18 protein-coding genes are annotated in these 21,248 nt (G+C 63.8%); 10 read left to right on the forward strand and 8 right to left on the reverse strand.

Annotation, left to right across the window (positions count from 1 at the left end; translation table 11 throughout):
- Position 1 precedes the first annotated feature (1 nt).
- The 8 genes from ACHIRB_RS04700 to ACHIRB_RS04735 are packed head-to-tail and all read left to right on the forward strand — an operon-like array spanning position 2 to position 10,595.
- The gene (locus ACHIRB_RS04700; protein ID WP_395125171.1) at positions 2-1,957 is read left to right on the forward strand and encodes an anthranilate synthase family protein; all 1,956 of its coding nucleotides are present in this window, start codon (positions 2-4) and stop codon (positions 1,955-1,957) included.
- Positions 1,951-4,170, forward strand: a complete 2,220-nt coding sequence (locus ACHIRB_RS04705; RefSeq protein ID WP_395125170.1) for an MMPL family transporter — start codon at positions 1,951-1,953, stop codon at positions 4,168-4,170. Before ACHIRB_RS04700 ends, ACHIRB_RS04705 begins: the two co-directional genes overlap by 7 nt.
- Positions 4,160-5,698 carry a flavin-containing monooxygenase gene (locus ACHIRB_RS04710; protein WP_395125169.1) on the forward strand — a complete coding sequence of 513 codons (1,539 nt, stop codon included), beginning with the start codon at positions 4,160-4,162 and terminating at the stop codon, positions 5,696-5,698. The genes ACHIRB_RS04705 and ACHIRB_RS04710 overlap by 11 nt, the downstream gene beginning before the upstream one ends.
- Positions 5,695-7,473, forward strand: coding sequence for a hydroxysqualene dehydroxylase (locus ACHIRB_RS04715; RefSeq protein ID WP_395125168.1), 1,779 nt, complete (start codon positions 5,695-5,697; stop codon positions 7,471-7,473). The genes ACHIRB_RS04710 and ACHIRB_RS04715 overlap by 4 nt, the downstream gene beginning before the upstream one ends.
- Positions 7,433-8,197, forward strand: coding sequence for a 50S ribosomal protein L11 methyltransferase (locus ACHIRB_RS04720; protein ID WP_395125167.1), 765 nt, complete (start codon positions 7,433-7,435; stop codon positions 8,195-8,197). Before ACHIRB_RS04715 ends, ACHIRB_RS04720 begins: the two co-directional genes overlap by 41 nt.
- A gap of 51 nt (positions 8,198-8,248) precedes the next feature.
- Positions 8,249-8,746 carry a PPOX class F420-dependent oxidoreductase gene (locus tag ACHIRB_RS04725; protein ID WP_395125166.1) on the forward strand — a complete coding sequence of 166 codons (498 nt, stop codon included), beginning with the start codon at positions 8,249-8,251 and terminating at the stop codon, positions 8,744-8,746.
- Complete coding sequence (locus ACHIRB_RS04730) at positions 8,743-9,231, forward strand: SRPBCC family protein (protein ID WP_395125165.1); 489 nt, start codon at positions 8,743-8,745, stop codon at positions 9,229-9,231. Before ACHIRB_RS04725 ends, ACHIRB_RS04730 begins: the two co-directional genes overlap by 4 nt.
- A gap of 35 nt (positions 9,232-9,266) precedes the next feature.
- Complete coding sequence (locus ACHIRB_RS04735; protein ID WP_395125164.1) at positions 9,267-10,595, forward strand: cytochrome P450; 1,329 nt, start codon at positions 9,267-9,269, stop codon at positions 10,593-10,595.
- A 1-nt stretch (position 10,596) separates the two neighbouring features.
- Here ACHIRB_RS04735 and ACHIRB_RS04740 read toward each other — a convergent pair whose 3' ends face one another.
- From ACHIRB_RS04740 to ACHIRB_RS04750, 3 genes are all read right to left on the reverse strand, one after another.
- Positions 10,597-11,529 (reverse strand): NAD-dependent epimerase/dehydratase family protein, encoded by a 933-nt coding sequence (locus ACHIRB_RS04740; protein ID WP_395125163.1) that lies wholly within the window; start codon positions 11,527-11,529, stop codon positions 10,597-10,599.
- Between the two features lie 102 nt (positions 11,530-11,631).
- Complete coding sequence (locus ACHIRB_RS04745; RefSeq protein ID WP_395125162.1) at positions 11,632-12,249, reverse strand: GNAT family N-acetyltransferase; 618 nt, start codon at positions 12,247-12,249, stop codon at positions 11,632-11,634.
- An 85-nt stretch (positions 12,250-12,334) separates the two neighbouring features.
- A complete protein-coding gene (locus ACHIRB_RS04750) occupies positions 12,335-12,733 on the reverse strand; it encodes a hypothetical protein (protein ID WP_395125161.1) in 399 nt (132 codons plus the stop codon).
- A gap of 163 nt (positions 12,734-12,896) precedes the next feature.
- On the opposite strand from ACHIRB_RS04750, the gene ACHIRB_RS04755 reads away from it, so the two are divergent.
- Positions 12,897-13,646 carry an esterase/lipase family protein gene (locus tag ACHIRB_RS04755; RefSeq protein ID WP_395125160.1) on the forward strand — a complete coding sequence of 250 codons (750 nt, stop codon included), beginning with the start codon at positions 12,897-12,899 and terminating at the stop codon, positions 13,644-13,646.
- Positions 13,647-13,656: 10 nt separating this feature from the next.
- On the opposite strand, the gene ACHIRB_RS04760 is transcribed toward ACHIRB_RS04755, so the two are convergent.
- From ACHIRB_RS04760 to ACHIRB_RS04775, 4 genes are all read right to left on the reverse strand, one after another.
- Positions 13,657-15,021 (reverse strand): SagB family peptide dehydrogenase, encoded by a 1,365-nt coding sequence (locus tag ACHIRB_RS04760; protein ID WP_395125159.1) that lies wholly within the window; start codon positions 15,019-15,021, stop codon positions 13,657-13,659.
- Positions 15,022-15,142: 121 nt separating this feature from the next.
- On the reverse strand, positions 15,143-16,792 hold the full coding sequence (locus tag ACHIRB_RS04765) for an acyl-CoA dehydrogenase family protein (RefSeq protein WP_395125158.1): 1,650 nt from the start codon (positions 16,790-16,792) through the stop codon (positions 15,143-15,145).
- On the reverse strand, positions 16,719-17,399 hold the full coding sequence (locus ACHIRB_RS04770) for a TetR/AcrR family transcriptional regulator (RefSeq protein WP_395125157.1): 681 nt from the start codon (positions 17,397-17,399) through the stop codon (positions 16,719-16,721). Before ACHIRB_RS04770 ends, ACHIRB_RS04765 begins: the two co-directional genes overlap by 74 nt.
- Positions 17,400-17,444: 45 nt before the next feature.
- A complete protein-coding gene (locus tag ACHIRB_RS04775; protein ID WP_395125156.1) occupies positions 17,445-18,272 on the reverse strand; it encodes an SGNH/GDSL hydrolase family protein in 828 nt (275 codons plus the stop codon).
- Positions 18,273-18,381: 109 nt separating this feature from the next.
- Between ACHIRB_RS04775 and ACHIRB_RS04780 the strand changes: the two genes are divergently transcribed.
- The gene (locus tag ACHIRB_RS04780) at positions 18,382-19,245 is read left to right on the forward strand and encodes an exodeoxyribonuclease III (RefSeq protein ID WP_395125155.1); all 864 of its coding nucleotides are present in this window, start codon (positions 18,382-18,384) and stop codon (positions 19,243-19,245) included.
- Between the two features lie 141 nt (positions 19,246-19,386).
- On the opposite strand, the gene ACHIRB_RS04785 is transcribed toward ACHIRB_RS04780, so the two are convergent.
- On the reverse strand, positions 19,387-21,240 hold the full coding sequence (locus ACHIRB_RS04785) for a DUF4407 domain-containing protein (protein ID WP_395125154.1): 1,854 nt from the start codon (positions 21,238-21,240) through the stop codon (positions 19,387-19,389).
- Between the last annotated feature and the right edge of the window lie 8 nt (positions 21,241-21,248).

Below are 21,248 nucleotides of genomic sequence, written 5' to 3' on the forward strand. Positions count from 1 at the left end.
GATGACCGACGACGGCCGCCGGGCCGGTGCGACAGCGCTGAATGCCGTCACGTCGCAGGAACCGCCGCCGTTCGCCATCCTGCACCGGCCGCAAACCAACGGTACCGAGCTGGAGATCCTGCTCGGATCGGTCTCCGTCCTTGACGAGATCGACGACCTGACGGACCTAACCGCCGACTCGGATGTCCTTGTGCTGCTGCCATATCGGCAGATCCGGGAGCGCGGCTACCCCTGCATCGACGATCGTTCGCCGCTGTTGGCGATGACGGTCACCGAGCGAGACGCCGTGAGCCGTGACGTGGTCCTCGCCGCGATTCGTACCGACCCGGTCTCGTTCGACGACTTCGAGTTCGACGTCTCCGACGACGACTACGAACAGATCGTTGCCAATGTCATCGCCGACGAAATCGGCGCAGGGGAGGGATCGAACTTCGTCATCAGCCGGTCGCTCGTCGGATCGGTCGGTGCCGACCCGGTAGGGACGGCGTTGAGTGTCTTCAAGAGCTTGCTGCTCAACGAGCATGGTTCCTACTGGACGTTCATCGTGCACACCGGCACTCGGACGTTCGTCGGCGCGAGCCCGGAGGCGCACGTCACGTTGCACGACGGCTACGTGTCGATGAATCCGATCAGCGGAACCTACCGGTATCCACCCGCCGGAGCGACTGTGGCAGGCGTGCTCGATTTTCTCTCCGACAACAAGGAGACCGACGAACTGTTCATGGTCGTCGACGAGGAACTGAAGATGATGTCGAGGCTGTGCGACGCCGGTGGCAAGGTCGCAGGCCCGTTCCTCAAGGAGATGGCGCATCTGTCGCACACCGAATATCTGCTGCGCGGCCGAACCTCGCGAACGGTCGCGGATGTGTTGCGGGAGACCATGTTCGCACCGACGGTGATGGGCAGCCCGCTGGAGAACGCGAGCAGGGTGATCAAGAAGTACGAAACGTCGGGTCGCGGTTACTACAGCGGAGCAATGGCGCTCGTCGACCACGATCCGGCAGGTGCGATCCGCATGGATTCGACCATTCTCATTCGGACCGCGATGCTGGACGAGCTCGGCCGGGCGCGGATCGCGGTCGGATCGACGCTCGTGCGCCATTCGAATCCGCGTCAAGAAATGAACGAGACCCGGGTCAAGGCTGCCGCGCTGCTCGGCAGGGTGACTGCGGCAGCGCACTCGCATCTGTCAGGTCAGACGTGTGTGCGCGACGCATTGCGGGAGCGCAACACGCTCGCTTCACCGTTCTGGTTCGCCGACCCGGAGACGCGTTCGGCGGAGCTGTCCGGGATCGCGGGCAATCACGCTTTGCTGATCGACGCGGAAGACAACTTCACCGCAATGTTGGCGAGCGAACTGCGGGCACTCGGGTTGGCAGTGACTTTTCTTCGCTACGACGACACTTTCGCGGTGCAGGACTACGACCTGGTGGTACTCGGACCTGGTCCGGGCGACCCACGGGCACTGAGCAATCCGCGTATCGCAGCCATGCACAGGTTGGTTGCCGACGCGCTCGCACGCTCGGATCGGCTCTTGGCCGTGTGCTTGAGCCACCAGATCCTCTGCTCGGTGCTCGGCCTGCGGCTAGGGAGGCTCCCGGAGCCGAATCAGGGTGCTGGACGGGATATTTCGCTGTTCGGCGTGCCCGCGCGCGTCGGCTTCTACAACACTTTCGTCGCCGAATGCGACACCGACAGCTTCGACTCGGATCTCGCGGGCAGGGTTCAGGTCAGCCGAAAAGCTCAGACGAAAGAGGTGCACGCGTTGCGTGGCGACACGTTCGAGTCCATTCAGTTCCACGCCGAATCGATTCTCTCCCGGGACGGCTCCGCGATACTCGAGGCAGCGGTCCGTCGTCTGCTCTGCGGGCCCGGCGACGACTGTGCGGACCCACTGGTCGCACGTTATCGCGACGGCAGCGTTGCGGTGCGGGACTCGGTCGGCCGACCATGCTGAATCAGATTGCGAGGCTGTCGATCCGGGCGCCCAAATACGTATTGGCTTTCATGTTCGCCATCGCGATCCTCTGCGGTGTGGCCGGGGCGACCGTCATGGATCACCTCGGCCAGGGTGGTTTCGAAGATCCCGATGCGGAATCGACCCGCGCGTCGCAGATTCTCGACGAACGTTTCGGAATCGGAGCTCCGAACCTGGTGCTTCTCGTCGACGCTCCCGCAGGCCTCGACACCGCGGAGACCCGAAGCTTCGGCAACGAACTCACCGACGAGCTTCGTGCGAGCGATGGCGTCTCCAGCGTCCAGTCCTACTGGGAGGCGCCGCCGGATCTCGCGATCGCACTGCGCAGCACCGATTCGACGAGTGCGATTATCGCTGCGAAGATCGACGGCGACGACAAGACTGCGATGGCACGAGCCGAGAAGATCGCCGACGAACTCTCCGGGGTGCGAGACGGCATCACCGTGCGAGCGGGCGGTGAAGCTGTCGGTTATCAAGAGGTGACCGATCAGGTCACCAAGGATCTGCTCGTCGCCGAGGCGGTCGCGATTCCGATCACCGGCATACTGCTCGTCTGGATCTTCGGCAGCCTCGTCGCAGCCATGCTGCCGCTCGCTATAGGAATCTTTTCGATCCTGACTACCGTCGGAATCCTGCGCGGCCTTTCGGTATTCACCGACATGTCGTTCTATGCGCTGAATATGACGACCGCTCTCGGCATGGCGCTCGCCATCGATTACAGCCTGTTCATGGTCAGCCGTTTCCGTGAGGAGCTCCAGGCCGGTCACGACGTCGATACCGCAATCGAGCGCACTGTTCGTACCGCGGGACGCACAGTGCTCTTCTCGGCCTTGCCGGTCATGCTGTCGATGTCGGCACTGCTGATCTTCCCCCTCTACTTCCTCAGGTCGTTCGCCTACGCCGGGATGGCGGTCGTCGGCGCGGCGGCGGTTGCCGCGCTCGTCTTGATGCCTGCCATTCTCAAACTGCTCGGAACGAGAGTGAACGCTCTCGACCTGCGCACTCCGGCGCTGAAGTGGTTCGGCCGATCGCCGAAACGCACCGTGGTACCCGAGGAGAGCCTCTGGTATCGAATCGTCATGCGTGTCAACAAATTTCCTGCTGTCGCTGCCGTCGCAGTGATTATCGTCCTGCTCTTCCTCGGCGCCCCGTTCCTGTCGGTTCAGCTCGGCTTCGCCGACGATCGAGCCATCGGGGACCAAGCGTCGAGCAGGCAGGTCGGCGACAGTCTGCGAACCGACTTCAACCAGGACGCTACGGCGTCGGCGCTGGCTCTACTGCCCGACTTCACCGGCGACCCGGGACCGTACGCGCAGGCGCTGTCGGAAGTGGACGGCGTGGTAGGTGTGGCATCGGCGGCAGGTACGTACGTCTCCGGTTTCCGTGCTGCGTCGGCGCCCGAAGGTTTGCGCGACGCCGAAGGAACGTTCCTTACGGTAGCCACGAAGGTGCCCCCGTTCGGCGCCGAGGGTGGCGAGTTGCTCGAGCGGCTGCGCGCGGTGCCGCCGCCGGCCGAGGTGCTGTTCACCGGTCCGGCAGCCAAGAACGACGACACGATCGCCGCGATCGCGGGGCGCCTGCCACTGGCTCTCGCATGGATCGCACTTGCAATCTTCGTCGTCCTGTTCCTGTTCACCGGCAGCATCGTGTTGCCGATCAAAGCGATTGTGGTGAACACGCTTTCGCTATCAGCGACGTTCGGTGCCCTGGTGTGGATCTTCCAGGAAGGGCACCTGTCAGGGTTGCTCGGCTTCACACCGACCGGCTATTTGAACACCGTCATACCTGTGCTGATGTTCTGCCTCGCCTTCGGCATGTCGATGGACTACGAGATCTTCATCCTGTCGCGGATCCGGGAGGAATGGCTGAAGTCGTCACGTTCGGCGCAGGACAGCTCCCGCGCCGTCGCTTTGGGCATGGCACGGACGGGCAGGATCATCACTGCTGCAGCGATTTTGATGGCTGTCGTCCTGTCTGCGCTCGTCACGTCGCAGGTGTCGTTCATTCAGATGTTCGGCCTTGGCCTCGCGCTCATGGTTGTGGTGGACGCAACCCTTGTGCGCAGCGTGCTGGTGCCGGCATTTATGCAATTGATGGGCCGCTACAACTGGTGGGCGCCCGCGCCGCTTGCGCGTCTGCACGACAAGATCGGCCTGTCCGAAGCTGAACCGGAGGTGGAGCGTGCCCGATAACCGCAGCAGCACAGCAGAATTCGAGGACTCCCTGGGTCTGCAGGTGCACGAAGTTGTCATCGTCGGTTCGGGGCTCTCCGGTATTGCTGCGGCGGTGAAGCTGGATCGGGCAGGGATCGACGACTTCGTCGTGCTCGAAAAGGCGGATCGAGTCGGCGGAACGTGGCGGGAGAACACCTATCCCGGATGTGGCGTCGACATCCCCTCGGCCGTGTACTGCTTTACTTTCAACCCGAACCCCAAGTGGAGCAGGAACTTCGCAAGCCAGCCCGAGGTGCTGGCCTACATCGAGGACACCGTAGTCGAATTCGGTATCGCCGAGCGGCTCCGCTTCGGAACGGAGCTGCTCGACGCAAGCTGGTCGGACGCAGACAGACAGTGGACGATGCAGACGACCCGCGGCACCTATCTCGCGCGACACGTCGTCTTCGCAACCGGTCTACTGACGGAGCCGAAGTTCCCACCGCTGCCGGGGCTGGAGACCTTCACCGGTACGAAATTCCACTCCGCCACCTGGAATCACGACATCGATCTTGCCGACAAACGGGTGGCGGTGATCGGCACGGGTTGTTCGTCGGTGCAGATCGTGCCCGAGATCGCGTCCGTCGTCGACGAGCTGATCGTCTTTCAGCGCACTCCCGCGTGGGTTATCCCGCGGCTCGATTTCCCGATCCCGAGTTTCGTACAGACGTTCTTCCGGCTGGTTCCCGCGGCGCAATGGTTCCTGCGTTTCGTGTGCGACGTCATCTTGCGCACGCTCGCGCTCGTCATGCGGCGGGAGCGGACCGCTCGACTGCTCGGTCCGGTCGGCCGCGGCCAGCTGCGATCGCAAGTTCCCGATCCAACGCTGCGCGCCATGCTGACACCGGACTTCACGATCGGCTGCAAGCGGTTGCTGTTGTCCAACACCTACCTACCGGCTTTGTCCAGATCCAATGTCACGCTGCTTCCGCACGCGTTGACGGCGGTCGATGGCGATAAATTGATCGCTGCCGACGGCACCGAGAAGTTCGTCGACGTCATCGTTTTCGCCACTGGATTCGAACTACGGTATCCGCCGATAGCGAAGCGAATTCGGGTTCGCGGCGGGTCGACGCTGTCGGAGCAGTGGGACCGGACGAGCCCCGAGGCGTACCTCGCCACAACCGTTCCGAGCGCACCGAACGCGTATCTGCTGCTCGGACCGAACATCGTCATGTACAACTCGCTGCTGTCTCTGGCGGAGTCGCAGATCGACTACGTCATCGACGCGATTCGGTTGACGCGGTCCAGTGGCGTCGAGGCGCTCGAGGTGATCGAACAGCACTTCGCGGCATTCAACGAACGTGTTCAGCGCGATCTCGGCAACAGCGTGTACAACACCGGCGGCTGCGCCAGTTTCTACATCGACGAGCACGGCAAGAACTTCGTCACGTGGCCGTGGTCGACGGCCAAGCTGCGAAAGTCGTTGGCTCACTTCGATGTCGAGAACTACGACGTCGTCCGAAACAGACACGAGCTACCTCGATCCGAAAGCGTGTCGGGATGAGCGGAGCGGATCCGCAGCAGGTCAGCAGAAGGGCGGTACTCGCCGGGACTGCGGCAACCGGACTCGGGTTGTTGCTGCCCACAGGGCGTGCCGCCGCCGCACCGGGGTCGACAGGTGGGGTGGGTCGGGTCGCGGTGTTCGGCGCAGGCATCGCGGGCTTGACCACTGCCCACGAGCTGGCCGAGCGCGGCTACCGCGTGACAGTCTACGAACGGACGGACGAGTTCGGCGGCAAAGCACGAAGTATGGAAGTGCCCGACACCGGGAGAGACGGTCGAAGGCCGCTGCCCGGCGAGCACGGGCTACGGATCTTCCAGGGCTTCCTCAATCATGTGCCCGACACCATGCGCCGAATTCCGTACGGCACGAACGTGAACGGCGTATGGGACAACTTGCTGGCCACCTCGTCGGTGCAGCTGTCCTGGATGGGACGCGACGACGCGACGGTGCCGGTCCCATATCTGTCGAAGGACACCCGCCTGCTCGATCCGGTCACGATGGCATCGGCGCTCGCACAATTGCTTGGACTCGGGTCGACGGTGCCCGCCGAATTCGTCGGCTTCGTCGCGCGCATCTGGGTCTACCTAACCAGCTCGGAGGCCCGGCGACTCGGGCAGTGGGAGCACGTCACCTGGCGGGAATACGTTCACGCCGAAGGTAAACCGCGCGCGTATCAGGATCTCGCATCGCGGTTTCCACCGCAGATCTTCGGATCCGACGAATACTTCGCGAGTTCGCGGACCGTCGCGCGGTGGGTCGTCGGATTTATGCTCAACCTGCTCGGACGCGGCGCCGAGGGTCCACCCGACCGGGTGCTCGACGGCCCGACAAACGAAGCCTGGATCCATCCGTGGGTCGAACATCTGCGCTCCCTCGGCGTCGAGTTTCGAATGAAGACTTCCGTCGAGGCACTCGATATCGCCGGCGGCCGCGTGGTCGGCGCCGCCGTGCACGGCGCGGACGACGGCACGACCCGAGTGGAGGCGGACTACTACGTGTCGGCCATACCCGCCGACCGGGTGCAGAAACTGTGGTCGGCCGATGTTCTCGCGGCCGATCCCGACCTCGGGCGCATGAGCCGACTGAAGTTCGCATGGGAGTGCGGCATTCAGTTCTTCCTGCGCAATCGGAATACCTTCAGTCCGGGGCACATCGGGTTTCTCGATTCGCCGTGGGGGTTGGGAGCGCTGCATCAGGCGCAGTTCTGGCCGCACCGCGACCTCGCCCGTGACTACGGCGACGGCCAGGTCAACGACGTGCTGTCGCTCAACATTTCCGACTGGCGGTCACCGGGGATCGTGTATGGAAAGCCTGCTGCTGAATGTTCGAGGGAGGAAATTGCGCGGGACGTCTTCGAGCAGGTGAAGGCCCACCTGAACCAAGGCGATCGAATTCTGTTGCGCGACAGCGATCTGCACTCGTGGCATCTCGACCCGGCCATCGTCTTCGATGGTAGGCAACTCACCAACGAGACGCCGATGTTGCTCAATTCCGTTGGCTCGTGGGAGCTTCGGCCCAACTCACGCACGGCCGTTCCGAACCTGCTGCTCGCCGGTGACTATGTCAAGACCAATGCGGACGCTCGCTCGATGGAGGGGGCAAACGAATCGGCCCGAGTCGCTGTCAACGCGATTCTCGACGCGTCGGGGTCGGACGCGCCACGTGCGCACATCTGGCCCGACTACCACCCTCCGGAACTCGAACCGCTACGCCGAATCGACGAGGACAGGTTCCGTGCCGGACTCCCCAACCAGTTCGACGTTCTTCCGGGATGAGCATCTCGAATTCGACCACCTGAAAGGCTCAAACACGATGTACGACTACACGAAGTCACTCGAGCGCAGCAAGTTCAGCCGCGAACGCAATTCGGGCGACAACGAGATCGTCGTCGGCGGTGACGAGTGGACCCTGCTCGAAGATGTCTTCTCGCCGGCAGACACGAGGTCGACCCTTGCGCACATCGACCTTCTGGACTTCACGGAGGGCGAGACCTTTCTCGAAATCGGTTCCGGTATCGGCATGATCGCCGTCAAAGCGGCACTCGGTGGTTGCCGCTCGGTCGTTGCGACGGACATCAACCCCGCTGCGGTCGCGAACACCGAACGCAACGTACGACGTTTCGGGGTGGCGGACCGAGTCACCACCGTGCACAGCGATCTCTTCGATGGTCTGTCTCCCGACCTTCGCTTCGACACGATCTACTGGCACTCCAACAATGTCTGGGCACCGCCGACGCTTGCGTTGCAGAGTGTTCACGAACTCGCCTATGTCGACCCCGGTTATGCCGCGCATCGCAGATTCCTCAGGGAAGCAAGGAATTTCGTGTCCGATCGCGGACGGGTGCTGCTTGCGCTCAGCAGTCGCGCTGGGCGGCGTGAGCTGGAAGACCTGGCCGCGCAGGAGGGCGCGAAGTTTGTCGACGTGCGGTCGAAAACGGTCGACGAGCCGGAGGGCGCGGTCAGCTACGACCTGATCGAGGTCGTCACGGCATCGAACTGAGGAACAGACCTACCGCCGGCACCCGGCGACATTCGAGAACGGAGCACTGCAATGACACGACCGACCAAAAGTCCACCGCGCTTCGATCGCGCAAAACTCGAAGAATGGGTGCTGCGCAGTTACGACTGGTGGCGGCACCCGGGATCGTTCGAACCAGGTCCGGCCGTTGCTGCCGGAACCCTGGCAAGCCTCGCCCGACACAAGTATGGACTGCTGATCACCTTCAGGAAGAACGGTGAAGCGGTGCCGTCGCCGATGTGGTTCGCACTGCACGATGGGCGGGCGATCATCCGGACAGGACTCGATTCCTACAAGGTCAAGCGAATTCTCAACAACCCCGACGTGGTCATCGCGGCGTGCACGATGCGAGGCAAACCGATCGGTCAGGCGTTGGCGGCGACAGCGCGAATCATGGAGCCATCGGAGAACGTCGCAGCCGAAGCCCTCCTCGTCTCCCGCTACAGTCTCGGGCGCAAGATCTACGACCGGACCGTTGCAAAGGTGTACGCGGACGCGGCGTACATCGAGGTGAGTCCGGTGTCCGCATGACGACACCGACGCGGGTATTCGATGCACACACAACGCAATTCATTGCGGTGCCGCCCGAGGTCGTCCTCGACTTCGTCATGGACATCGAGCGATACGCCGAGATCGACGAGAAGATTCGACCGGTCCTGTGGGTGCGGCGCGAGCGCAACCTCACCGAATTCGCCTTCCGGCCGCGGCTCGGTGGCCTACGTGGCACGAAAATGGTTGCCCAAGAGCGACTTACACCCGGCGAACGCGTGGACATAGTGATGTCACCCGCGCCACACAATCGGCTGATCCGAGTGGTGACGCATTACGAGGGGAGTTTCGAATGCACCCCTGTGCCCGGCGGTACCGAAGTACTGAGGTCGGAGCGCTTTGCGATTCGCACGCCGTTCCGCTGGTTCATGGAACCGTTTCTGCGGCGAACGATGCCGCGGTTGGTACGTGAAGAGCTGCAGTTGGCCAAGGACAAGCTCGAGCGAGAGCATTCGCAGGCACGCTGAACAGAACAACCCGCTACGACGTCAGGATTGAAGCGATGAAATTGGCCGGGCCACGTTGGCCGTGGGAGTTCGTGCGAGACGCGCGCTCGATGGCGACCTCACCTACCGACGGACTGATGGACGTCCACACTCGGTACGGGCCGATCGCACGAGTCGGTTTCGGTCCGTTCAAGTACATCGCGATGCTCGGGCCGGAAGCCAATCGTTTCGTGCTGTCCGACGGAATCGACTCGCTCCGGTATCGCGAAGCCATGTCGATCCTGATTCCGGTCGACGGTGAGACGGCGATGATCGTCAGCGACGGCGAGGAGCATCGTCGGCGACGGCACGCAGTGCAGGCAGCGTTTGCCGCCAAGCGAATTCACGCCTATCTCGACGTGATGATCGACGAGTTCGGCAGGGAATTCCGGACCTGGCAGGCGGGCACGACGATCAACGCCCTGGAGGCGCTGCGACGCCCGATCCGAAGTACGACGGTCCGCTGCCTGTTCGGTGATGCCATGGATACCGCAGGCGAACTCGGACGATCCCTCGACATCACGATTGCATTCGTCAATCAGCCGATGTGGAACCAGTACAAGATCGACTTGCCGTGGACGCGTTGGCACCGCGCAAAACAGGCTCGGAGTCGCACGGACGCCATCGTCAACGCTGAGATCACCAGACGACGCGCGCAGACAGGCAGAGCATCGAACGACGTGCTCGATGCCTTGCTGGAGGCCGAAAACGAAGCGGGCCAACCAGCTTTGACCGACATCGAGATCCGAGATCAGGTCGTCAGTCTCGTTGCAGCGTCCTACGACACGATCAGCAGCGCGTCTGTGTGGGCGCTGCACGAGCTGATGTCGAGCAGTTCTGTTCGCGAGGCAGCACTGTCGGAAATCGACAGGGTCGTCGGTGCGCAACGATTGACGATCGAACTACTCACGCAAATGCCGTACCTGGACGCGATAGTCAACGAAACGCTGCGCCTGTGGCCACCCACTGCTATCAGTGCCCGAAAGGTGGTGGATGCCTTCGACTTTGCCGGTTCGACGGTTCCGGCGGGCACGATGATCCTCTATTCGCCGTACGTCACACACCGGCTTGCCGATGTGTGGGACGAACCCGAGGTATTTCGACCGGAGCGGTGGTTCGAAGCGAAGCCGGATCCCTATGCGTACGTGCCGTTCGGCGGCGGATTCAGGCGTTGCATCGGCTTCATCTTCGCGGTGCAACAACTGAAGGTGCTGCTGGTCGAACTGCTCCGTACGGTCGCGATCACCCCGGACTACGATGCACTCACGCCAGTGGGAATACCCGCGCTGCATCCGAAAGGGGGTCTGCCGGTGCGAGTTTCGCGAGTGCTGCGGCCGGTGAGCTAGGTCAGGTCAGCGCTGCTACACCCTCGCGGAACGTCGGTTTCGACGGCGTCCAGCCGAGGTCTGCCTTGGCCTTGGCATTGGACACGCGCATCGACGTGTCGATCATCTGCTCGGCGAAGAACGGCGTCGACATTCTCAGCATGAACTGGGGGAGACGCAGCGGCCGTGGTGCGCCTATGGCCGACGCCATCGCGTCGAAGACGTCGCCCCACGTCGCTGGTTCGTCGTCGACGATGTTGTACGCCGCCCCGCCCCGCCCGTGCTCGAGCGCGGCCACCGTCGCGGCCGCCGCGTCGTCGACGTAGATCCAACCGAACGTGCCACCCTCGCCGCGTGGAATGGGAAACATCCTGGTGCGCAGCATCTTCATGATTTTTCCCGAGGCGGGACCAGGGCCGTAGACGAAGCCGTAGCGGACCGCGACGCCATCGATGCCCGGCGCCGAAAACGCCTGCTCCTCAGCGGACCGGAACGCGGCCGTGGCGGGATCGGACTTCGTGCCGCGCGGTTCACCGAACGGCGCGTCCTCGGTGATGGTCGTTGTGCCGTGATCGACGAAGCCGTATCCGAAGATCATCGATTGCGTCACGAACTTCTTGGCGCCCGCCAACCGTGCGGCTTCGACGAGATTGCCTGTGCCGCTTGTACGTAGCTTGTTCGTGTCGGTGATGCCACGGCCGCGATAGTGGGTCGGCGGATGCTTCAGAGCTGTCGCCTCGTGAATCACGGCGTCTGCCGAGGTGCCGTCCAGTACCCGCAGCAGAGCGTCGCGGTCGAGCACGTCTGCAACGACCGCGTCGGCACCGAGTCCTCGGACTGCTTCGGCGCCGCCCTCGGTGCGGGAGATGCCGAGCACGTCGTGACCCGAATGTTTAAGTGCCGCAACCAAAGGCGTTCCGATTGTTCCGCTAGCGCCGGCGACGATGACCTTCATGAACTCTCCTGACCCCGTAGGCGTTCATTCCTTGGCCCGACCCTACCGCAGGCAGCTACGCCGCTCGTGAGTCTTTTCGGTGGTTCTGCCCTCCAAAAGGACTCACGAGCCGCGGAGCGGCCTCGATTTTGCGAAGAGCGCAATTCGGCGGTCAGGGCGGACATCGAACTCGCCGAGATCCTCGTAGCCACGCTTGGTCAGTGCCTTGCGCATGGGCATATTGCGGTAGTCGGGGTCGACGACGATGCGGGTGCACAGGGGTTCCAGCGCCCAGATCCGTTCCGCGAGATCGGCCATCCACTCGCTTACGATGCCTTTGCCGAGCAACGTCGTGTCTGCGGTCGCGATGTGGAAACCCATGTCCCACGGGTCGGAGTTGTAGATGGCACCGCATTCGTCCTTTGCCGCGCGGTACAACTCCACGTACGCGATCTCGTTGCCGTCGTAGCTGAGAATGCATGGGCGAGAGTAGGTTCCGGCCAACCGCGCCTGGCTGTCGATGCGGTACTGCGCTGCCGACCAGGGCTGTTCCCAAGTTTCCGCCAGATGCGGGCGCGACATCCAGGACGCGATCAGCTCGGGATCGTCGGTGTCGGGGTCGACGAGTCGAAGGGCGAATGGGTCCGCGAAGGTGGGCACGCACGGTGCCGGTGCAGCACGTACAGCGGCGGGCACGTCGACCAGTTCACGTTTGAGGACGTGTGTTGTACCCAAGTTCATCGCGGGGAAGCTCCGATTCGATCTGGACTAAGGACAGCCTATCTTAATCGATCGGGTGCGCCCGCGATGAACCGCGTCGGTCGAATCAGGTGATCGTCACGTACAGCTCGTATGTCGTATTCCCGCGAACCGATCCGACGTCGATCAGGTAGTCGCCGGATGCAGGCAACACGATCGTGGCGCTGACCTGCTCGAAGCGCAGCTCGTCGCCGTTCGGGCCGTAGACCGCGAACACGGCGTTGGCTTCGACGGAGGAGATATCGATCGTCATAGTCTGACCTGCGGATGCTTCGACGAGGAACGCGTTGGTGTCCCCGCGCACGATGGAGCCGGCGACGGACGCGCCGTTCGCGCCCGGAGCGAACTGAATACGGTCGAGCGTCGGCTGCGCGGCGGCGGTTCCAGTGCCGATCAACGCCAGCGCAGCGGCGAGCGCGACGAGGGCGAAGATGATGGGACGCAGTCTGATTCGGATTGTGGACATGGGAGTTCCTCTTGGGTCGACGGCTGTTCGGTCAGGTCGGGGGTTGTGCGATCAAGCTTCCGTTTCCGTCCTGTCCGACGTCTTATCGTCCGCTGAAACACCAGTTCAGGTGCCGGTTTCGTCCATATTGAAAGTCGCGCCCGCACTCGCTATCGTTCGCGCCATGACGTTTACTAAGGCTGCACTAACTTCCTGCCTCACGGTTGCGGTTGTCGGGTGCGCAACGGCACTCGCCGCGCCCGTCGCTACCGCTGCGCCCGAGGGTCAACGAATCGTGCTGCTCGTCCCCGGCCAGGAGCCAGTGCCCGGCACAACGTCGCTCGACCAGTACAATGGCCTCGACGCCAAACTCACCGCGCTCGGCTACACCGTCTATCCGGTGCCGACGGGCGGGCTCGATCTCGTGAAGGAAAGCCAGCAGATCAAGGCCGCTGCCGACCGTGCGACGGCGGGCGTCGAGGTCGAATCACTGTCGATCGTCGCGCACAGCTACGGCGGCCTCAACTCCCGGAACTACATCAAAAATCTGGGTGGGGCCGATGTCGTCGACAACTACATCGCCATCGGGTCACCGCAGTACGGGACGCCGGGTGGATGCCTTCAGTTGCCCGGCTTCGGTTTCGATGGCTGCCCGTTCACGCAGTTCATGGCCGACCTCAACAAAGGTGACGACACCCCTGGCGCGACGAAGTTTTACTCCATTCGCAGTGCGGAGGAGTTCGCGGACGGTCGCCTCGACGGCGGACAGTGCCGCGTCACCCCGATCCCCAACTTGGCGCACATCGTCGAACCGTCGGACGAGCGTGTGCAGAACGCAGTTGTCACCGCGCTCGACGGAACGTGCGACGGGCAGTTCGTCACCGATGCGGACGGCTCGATCACGTGGGACAAGACGGTCTTTCCAGCCAATTGAGGCCACGAAACTAGCGCTTCGGCGCGCCGATCACGATGCTGCCGACGTTGCATTCTTCCAATTCGTCGACGCCGGCAGCTTCGTTGAAAGCTGTTGTGTCGCCGTAGCCCTGCGCAACCGCACCGAGTCCCATCGCCGTCGCGACCAGGTAGATCGTCTGCAACACGACGCCGACGTGCTTGAGGATGATCGCGTAGGGAACCTGCTCGTAGGTCCACATCAAACGACCGGACCGTGCGGCGATGACGATCAGTACCTGCGGCAACTGGCCCTGCGACAGCGTCAGCGACGACGTCCGTAGCAACCGTTCGACCACCTGGTCGTCGGCTACGGGCCGAAGGACGTGATCGAACGAGTCGTAGTGATACATCCCCGACGCCAGACCGGCGACGTTTCGGACAACGGGGTAGAACTCGAGTTCGTGTACAGCACCGCCGGAAGGGTAAGGGCGAGAAAGATATTCGACGCCCTTGGCTGTCCGGACGCTCTTGGTGCGGACCGTCCTGAACAGTAGCTCGCCGAGCCGGTCGAGCGTGATCGGTGCGGCGTCGTCGAAGTCTCGGCACGAAACTCGGTCCTCGAGGACGTCGGTGAGGCTCGGGTCGACGGCTCGGAGGTCCTCGATGTCGGGAGTGGCGAGTTCGATCGCCTCGCCCGGGTAGTTGTCTTTGCGCGCGGGCAGTGGTGGGAATTCACCGTCGGCCCAGCGCGTCGGGCCGAATGTCTCCCACGTCAGGACGCGCTCGCTGAGATTGCTGCGCCGGTGAAACCACAGTTCGTGCGGATTCCAGCTGCGCGTACGAAATTCGTCGTCCTCGGACTCGGCGTCGACGACGGTATGCCGTGCCCATTTCAGGTCCGACGCGAGGCGCGTCGAAACATCCTCAGGCAGAGCGGGTTCCGCGGGCGACGCGAGACCCGATACGACTTCGAGCACGCGCGGATCGTGAATATCGATGTCGCACCACGACATTGGATTCTCAGCCACGATGTTGCCTGTGTCGCGTCGCATGATCGTGAACTTCGACAGCGTGCGGCCTTCCTCGACGAACTCGGGTCGAGGGGGCGGTGTTGCGAAGGGGCGGATCGTATAGAGGTCGGCGCCGTCGAAGCGGACCGTGATCGCGAGCCAACCACGCCCTGCGAGGGATCCGACAAGTGTGTCGACGTCGGCATCGGCAGGGGACAGGTCGTCGAGCGTGGCCGGCCCGAGGTTGAGCGTTTTGAGTGCTTGCAGTTGCGCCGGCGTCACCCCCGGCAACTTCTCCTTGTGCGGCGGCGCGAGCAGGATCGCCGCTCGCGGAGTCGTCACGCACGTCGCGCCCGGTCGAAACGAATAGACGTCCTGATGGCGCGTCGCAACTGATCGGTTCACGAGAGTGAAGTTTACCTTAGGCTTGCCTAAGCACTCTAGCAGCGAAGGTGCGGAGCCGATGTGACATTCGTTCCGCATAGCGGTACTGCTGCGACATTGGCTCCGCAGTTTCGGCCAGGAGCTAGGAGCCGACCTTCGGGGTCGCCCGCTCGATGATGGATGCGACGTCGATGCCGGTCGGCAAGGTGCCGAACACACTGCCCCAATCGGCGCCGAGCCGCGTTGCACAAAATGCGTCGGCCACGGCGGGATGACCGAACCGGACGAGAAGCGATCCCTGCAAGGCCAGCGCCATCTCACCGACAACACGTCGGGCACGGTATTGAATCGTGTCGAAGTCGGAGAACGACTGCTTCAGGCCGGCGACCGCGGCATCGAGTCGGGCATCGACACCTGCCGTGCTGTCGAGTTCGTCGAGGAAAACCTGCAACGATTCCGGCTGCTTCGCCATGGCGCGGAGGGTGTCGAGCGCCGCGACGTTGCCCGATCCCTCCCACACCGACATCAGCGGTGCCTCGCGGTAGAGCCGCGGCATGCGCGATTCTTCGACGTAGCCGTTGCCGCCGAGGCATTCGAGCGCCTCGGCCGCGTGGATCGGTCCGCGTTTACAGACGTAGTACTTACTCACGGCGAGCGAGATCCGGCGCAGTGCCGCGGCGTCCTTGTCGCCCGACTCTGCGCGGTCGGTCAGCGCCGCGAGCCACATCGCGACCGTCGTCGACGCCTCGGCCTCGACGGCGAGATCGGCGAGCACATTGCGCATAAGTGGCTGGTCGACGAGGTTTGCACCGAACGCGCTGCGATGCGTCGCGTGATGCGCGGCCTGCGCGGTGCCGACGCGCATCGATGTCGCCGACGCGATCGTGCAGTCGAGGCGCGTCATGTTGACCATCTCGACGATCGTCGGAACGCCGCGCCCTTCTTCGCCGACGAGCCACGCGACGGCCTCGTCGTATTCGACCTCGCTGCTCGCGTTCGAGTGATTGCCGAGCTTGTCCTTGAGCCGCTGCAAGTACATCGCGTTGCGCGTGCCGTCGGGCAGGATCCGGGGGAGGAAGAAGCAGGACAGGCCGCCGGGCGCTTGGGCGAGCACGAGGAAGACGTCGGACATCGGAGCGGATGTGAACCACTTGTGTCCGGTGATCAGGTAACTGCCGTCGGACTGCGGGACGGCCTGTGTCGTCCCGGCGCGAACGTCCGAGCCGCCCTGCTTCTCCGTCATCGACATGCCGGCGATGAGGCCGGACTTGCTCAGCGGCGCGCGCAGTTTCGGATCGTAGGTGCGGCTGGTGAGCAGCGGCTCGTACTGCGACGCGAGGTCGGAGTTGTGCCGAAGCGCTGGGACGACGGCGTAGGTCATCGAGATCGGACAGCCGTGCCCCGCATCGGTCTGCCCCCAGACGGCCATCTTGCCCGCCCGGATGAGGTGTGCGTTCGGATCCGGGTCCGCCCAAGGGGCGCCGTGCAAGCCGAGTTCGACCGCGGTCGTCATCAGCCGGTGGTACGCGGGGTCGTAGGCGACCTCGTCGATGCGGTGACCGTAGCGGTCGTGCGTCTGCAGAACCGGCGGATGTGCTTCGGCGAGGTCGCCCCAGGCAATTGCCTCCGCGCTGCCGGCAAGGCGGCCGACCTTGTGCAGTTCCTCGACTGCGTTCTGCGCGCCTTCCCGCGCGAACGCCTCCAAGAGCGGCGGGTAGTCAGCCGCGTCGAAGTCGATCAGCTGCGGTACCTGGTTGAAGACCTCGTGTGTTGCTTTCGACGCTGTTTTCATAAGAACTCCCAAGTGAGCGAAGGGTGAAGGTGAGAAAGGACTCGACAGTTGTTGGTTCGGCGTTGCCGATCGCGAGCGGAAGGATCAACGCTTCGCCGATCGCGCCGACGATGCACGCCGCTGTGATCTGCGCTGGTTGCGGTGGTATTTCGCCCGCGCCGACGGCCGCGTCGATGGCCACTGCCAACGCGTTCCGGTACGACTCGCGAAACAGCAACCGCTCTGCGTCCACCTGTGGATCGACCGGTTCGGCCAGCAGCGCATAGGCGAGGGTCGGCGCCCGAAGCGCGCGTTCGGCGAAGGTGGCGACCGACGCGGTGACGGACGAGACGTAGGTTCCGTGCACTTCGTGCGCCGCGGTACCGGCTGCGATCGCAGCCGCGACTTCCCGGCTACATACGATGCGGAAAACCTCGGCGAAAAGTTCGCCCTTGTTTGCGAAATGGCGATAAACGGTTCCCGTGCCGACCTCGGACCGCTGCGCGACGGCTGCGATCGAGCATTCGCCGTAGCCGTGTTCGGCAACGAGCGCAATCGCGGACTCGATCAGCCGATCACGTTTGGCATCCAGGTTTCGCTGGACCTCCGGGGTACGTCTATACGCCACACCAAGAAGTGAACACCGATTCCGATCTTACGTCAACACCGGGATTCACCCAGCTGACGCAGTCGCCTGCTCGGTTCGGAGTTCGCGCTGTCCGACCGGCAACTGCATCGCTGGGAACAGGTCCGCGTACTTCGCGGGCAGGCCGTCGCCGGTCGAGACGCCTCGGATTCGGCGTCCGATCCATGGAATGAGCGTGTCGCGCGTCCACTCGAGATCTTCACGCCGAATCTCGCCGCGAGTCCGTTCGGTCAGAGGCGGAAACGGGGGTGGCCGCAGGTCATGTGGAACACCGATCACGTCGAGCACCTCGGCCGCCATCCGGGTATGACCGATCTCGTTGAGGTGCAACCGATCCGTGGACCACATCCGCCGATCCGAAAAATCCTTCATCCGCCAGAAATCGACGATCTCGGCACCGTGGTCGTCCGCGATCCCACGCAGGTATTCGTTGTACGTCGCCGCTCGACCACGCAGCCGCTTGTACAGCGCGTCGAAGGAACCGTCGAAGGTTGTGAACACGATGACCCGAGCGCCCGTGCCGGCGAGCTTGGCGATCGTCGAGTCGTAGCGCTCCATCAACGAATCGAGGTCCACGCTCGGTCGCAGGATGTCGTTGCCGCCGGCAGAAATGGCGACGAGGTCGGGCTGCATGGCCAACGCCGGTTCCAGCTGCGCGTCGATGACTTGGGCCAAGACGTGCCCACGAATAGCGAGGTTCGCGTAGCCGAGGTCCGGCATCGTGCGCGCAAGTTCGTACGCGGTCCGATCGGCCCAGCCGAGCACCCCGTTCGGACTCTCCGGCGACAGATCGCCGACGCCCTCGGTGAACGAATCGCCGAGCGCGACAAACTTCGTGAACGTCGTGTTCGACATTCCGACCCCCTTCTTCCGACGTGATGATCCCAGAAACCATGCGGGTCCGCCTGTTGTATGCAGTGCTAACGATCTTGCCGGCCGAAAACTTCCCACTACCGTTGAGGCTGTGCGAATTGCTACCTGGAATGTGAACTCGGTCAAACAGCGCGTCCCGCGCCTGCTCCCGTGGCTCGATCAACGCAAACCCGACGTCGTGTGTCTGCAGGAAACGAAACTTGCCGACGACGCGTTCACGGCGCTGCTCGGCGACGAACTCGCAGGTCGAGGCTACGAAGTTGCACTCAACGGCGAACTGCAGTGGAACGGTGTCGCGATCCTGTCGAAGGTCGGACTCGACGACGTCGTAGTCGGTCTACCCGGTGCGCCCGGCTTTCCGCACCCAGAGGCGCGCGCCGTCTCCGCAACGTGCGGCGGCATCCGAGTGCACTCGCTCTATGTGCCCAACGGCCGGACCCCCGACTCGGACCATTACAAATACAAACTCGCCTGGCTCGCGACCCTGCGTGACGTCGTCGAAAAGGGACCGACCGACGTACTGGTGTGTGGTGACATCAACATCGCGCCCGCCGACGCCGACCTCTTCGATCCCGAGGCCTACATCGGGCAAACCCACGTCACCGCACCCGAGCGGCAAGCACTCGCCGACCTGCACGCCCTCGGCCTACGCGACGTCGTCAGGGAACGCTGGCCGAACGAGCGCGTCTTCACCTACTGGGACTACCGCGCGGGCATGTTCCACAAAGACCTCGGTATGCGGATCGACCTGCAGTTGGCTTCCGGGGCGGTCGCAGATCGGGTCAAGGCTGCCTGGGTGGACCGGCTGGCACGCAAGGGAACCGGCCCGAGCGACCACGCACCCGTCATGGTCGACCTCGACGACGCACCCGACGGCGACATCGGTCCAATGGTTCCGCCGCCGTCGGGCAAGCCCGCCAAGAAGGGGAGTGCGAAGCTACCGCAGGGGCAGTGACATTTGACCTCGCCTTCGCGCCAAAGACATTGGACCTCGCCTTCGCTCGGTCGGGGTTTGGTGCGCCTTTCGGCGATGTCTTCCCTCGTCGCTCCGGCTTCGCCGTTTCGCTCCTCGGTCCAGACCTCGCCACGCGACAACCTAATGCAACTCGCGCGGACCCTCACGTTCGTCGAGTGCCGCCGGACCGTCGCGCTCGACCAACTCGCGATGGCGACCGCCGTCCCGCCCGCTCAGTGAGCGGGAGAAGTCCTCCGGGTAGCCGGCGTCGAGCGGGTCGGCATCCCAGGAACGCTGGCCGATCCCGTAGCGCGCGTCCTGGCGAGGCTGCTCGACTCGATGGGTCACGATGCGAGGAAGCGCCGTGCTCGTCTGGGCGGCAACCTGTTCGGGCGCCTCCGAGTAGAGCTGCTGGGGTTCCGGCTCGGGCTGCTGCTCGTCCATGGTGACCGTGCGCTTGCGGGAGAACGAGAACTTGATCTCTTCGAACTCCTCGAACACCGAGCGCGACGTGCGGATGCGGTTCGCGGTCGACAACGTCCGCGAGAGCACCGGCGGAACGAACGGCTTGACGATGCCGGTGACGGCACGCGTGATGTCGGGAATCGGGTTGAAGCTCGGCAGTCCGACCGACGGCGGCTTTGCGGGTTCGGCGCGCTTCGGTTCGAGCTTTGCCGGCGGTAGCACCGCAGGCAGATTTCGGACGGGTTCGCGTCCGGGCACGTAGTCGAGAGGCGCTGCGGCCGCGGACTCTTCGGCAAGCTCGGCCTCGATGCTGTCCGCGATCGGCGTCCCGACGGGCAGTGCCGCGAGCGGGCGATCGAACGCCGAGGGGAGTGGTGCGTTGCGTGAGTACGGCGCGTCGAGCTGATCGTCGTACACGGCGGCGACGCGGCGGCGCTGTTGTTCGCGCTCGATGGCGGTCTCGGCCTCTGCGGCGAACCGTGCCGACGTCAATTTCTGTTCTGCCCAAAGTTTTTCGGCCTCGGCGCGGACCGCTGCGCGTTTGAGGGCGATCTCGGTGTCGGCTTCGAGTTCCGCGCGTTGGCGAACTTCGTCGGCAGCGGAGTGGCGGTCGAGCGTCGTTTCGCCGCGCCACAGCTTCAGGATCAGGGGGAGCAGCGTCATGATCGCGAAGAACGCGATGGTCAGCAGGCGTAGCAGCAAGGCGCCGACGTTGGCGGCGGTGTAGTCGTGCATCGCCGTCCAGCGGCCGCTGAGTCCACGATCGACGTCGGACGGCGCAGCGGCCTTGGCAGCGGAGAGTGCTGTCTCGTTCTGTGCGATTTCGGTGTCGAGCGAGGAGGCTTGACGATCGCGATTGGATTCGGCCAGTGCAAGCGCATCGCGGGCGTCGACGAAGATTTCGTTGGCGGTGCGCGTCTCGGGGCCTACGCCGGGGACGCCGGTGATGCCGGGCGGGCAGGTCGGTGCTGGGTTGAATTCGCACTGCGCTCGGACGTACGCCTCGTTCATGTAGTTACGGGCGGCATCGACGTTGCTGTCCAAGTTGCGGCGTTCGTCACGAAGTTGGTCGAGCGCGGCAGCGGACTGCACGACTGCCGGAGCTGTTGCGGTTCTTTCGACGGCCTGCTGGTCGAGTTCACGGTCGACCGCGCCGCTGAAAATTGCGATAGCTGCGAGTTCGCCGAGGATCACGCCGATGAAAAGCGCGACGACGCCGCGGCCGATCAGGCCGACCATCCGAGTCTGGCGACCGCTGGCGAGCGATCGTGCCAGGGCGCCGACCAGCAGTCCGACAACAAGGGTGAAAGGGATGATCGCGAAGACGGAAACGGTTGTCGAAGCGGCGACGGCGACGGTCGTGACGAGCCAGGCTAGAAGTGCGTTCAGCACGACGACCAAGCCTGCGACCTCGTACGACGACCGCTCGTGTGCGCTGCTCGAGCTATCGACGTGCCCGCCTCCGAGCCAGGTCAGCGAGTTGCCGAGCACTGTCGAGCCAGGCTCGGGCGTTGCCTTGTGTCTGCTCATTCGTGACT

The sequence above is a fragment of the Antrihabitans spumae genome, assembly GCF_043944905.1.
Lineage (GTDB): Bacteria > Actinomycetota > Actinomycetes > Mycobacteriales > Mycobacteriaceae > Antrihabitans > Antrihabitans spumae.

What these genes read in the sequence shown, in the direction of transcription:
- ACHIRB_RS04700 (WP_395125171.1), top strand. Translation starts at nt 2, where the DNA reads ATGACCGACGACGGCCGCCGGGCCGGTGCGACAGCGCTGAATGCCGTC.
- ACHIRB_RS04705 (WP_395125170.1), top strand. Translation starts at nt 1,951, where the DNA reads ATGCTGAATCAGATTGCGAGGCTGTCGATCCGGGCGCCCAAATACGTA.
- ACHIRB_RS04715 (WP_395125168.1), top strand. Translation starts at nt 5,695, where the DNA reads ATGAGCGGAGCGGATCCGCAGCAGGTCAGCAGAAGGGCGGTACTCGCC.
- ACHIRB_RS04725 (WP_395125166.1), top strand. Translation starts at nt 8,249, where the DNA reads ATGACACGACCGACCAAAAGTCCACCGCGCTTCGATCGCGCAAAACTC.
- ACHIRB_RS04730 (WP_395125165.1), top strand. Translation starts at nt 8,743, where the DNA reads ATGACGACACCGACGCGGGTATTCGATGCACACACAACGCAATTCATT.
- ACHIRB_RS04735 (WP_395125164.1), top strand. Translation starts at nt 9,267, where the DNA reads ATGAAATTGGCCGGGCCACGTTGGCCGTGGGAGTTCGTGCGAGACGCG.
- ACHIRB_RS04740 (WP_395125163.1), bottom strand. Translation starts at nt 11,529, where the DNA reads ATGAAGGTCATCGTCGCCGGCGCTAGCGGAACAATCGGAACGCCTTTG.
- ACHIRB_RS04745 (WP_395125162.1), bottom strand. Translation starts at nt 12,249, where the DNA reads ATGAACTTGGGTACAACACACGTCCTCAAACGTGAACTGGTCGACGTG.
- ACHIRB_RS04750 (WP_395125161.1), bottom strand. Translation starts at nt 12,733, where the DNA reads ATGTCCACAATCCGAATCAGACTGCGTCCCATCATCTTCGCCCTCGTC.
- ACHIRB_RS04755 (WP_395125160.1), top strand. Translation starts at nt 12,897, where the DNA reads ATGACGTTTACTAAGGCTGCACTAACTTCCTGCCTCACGGTTGCGGTT.
- ACHIRB_RS04765 (WP_395125158.1), bottom strand. Translation starts at nt 16,792, where the DNA reads ATGAAAACAGCGTCGAAAGCAACACACGAGGTCTTCAACCAGGTACCG.
- ACHIRB_RS04775 (WP_395125156.1), bottom strand. Translation starts at nt 18,272, where the DNA reads ATGTCGAACACGACGTTCACGAAGTTTGTCGCGCTCGGCGATTCGTTC.
- ACHIRB_RS04785 (WP_395125154.1), bottom strand. Translation starts at nt 21,240, where the DNA reads ATGAGCAGACACAAGGCAACGCCCGAGCCTGGCTCGACAGTGCTCGGC.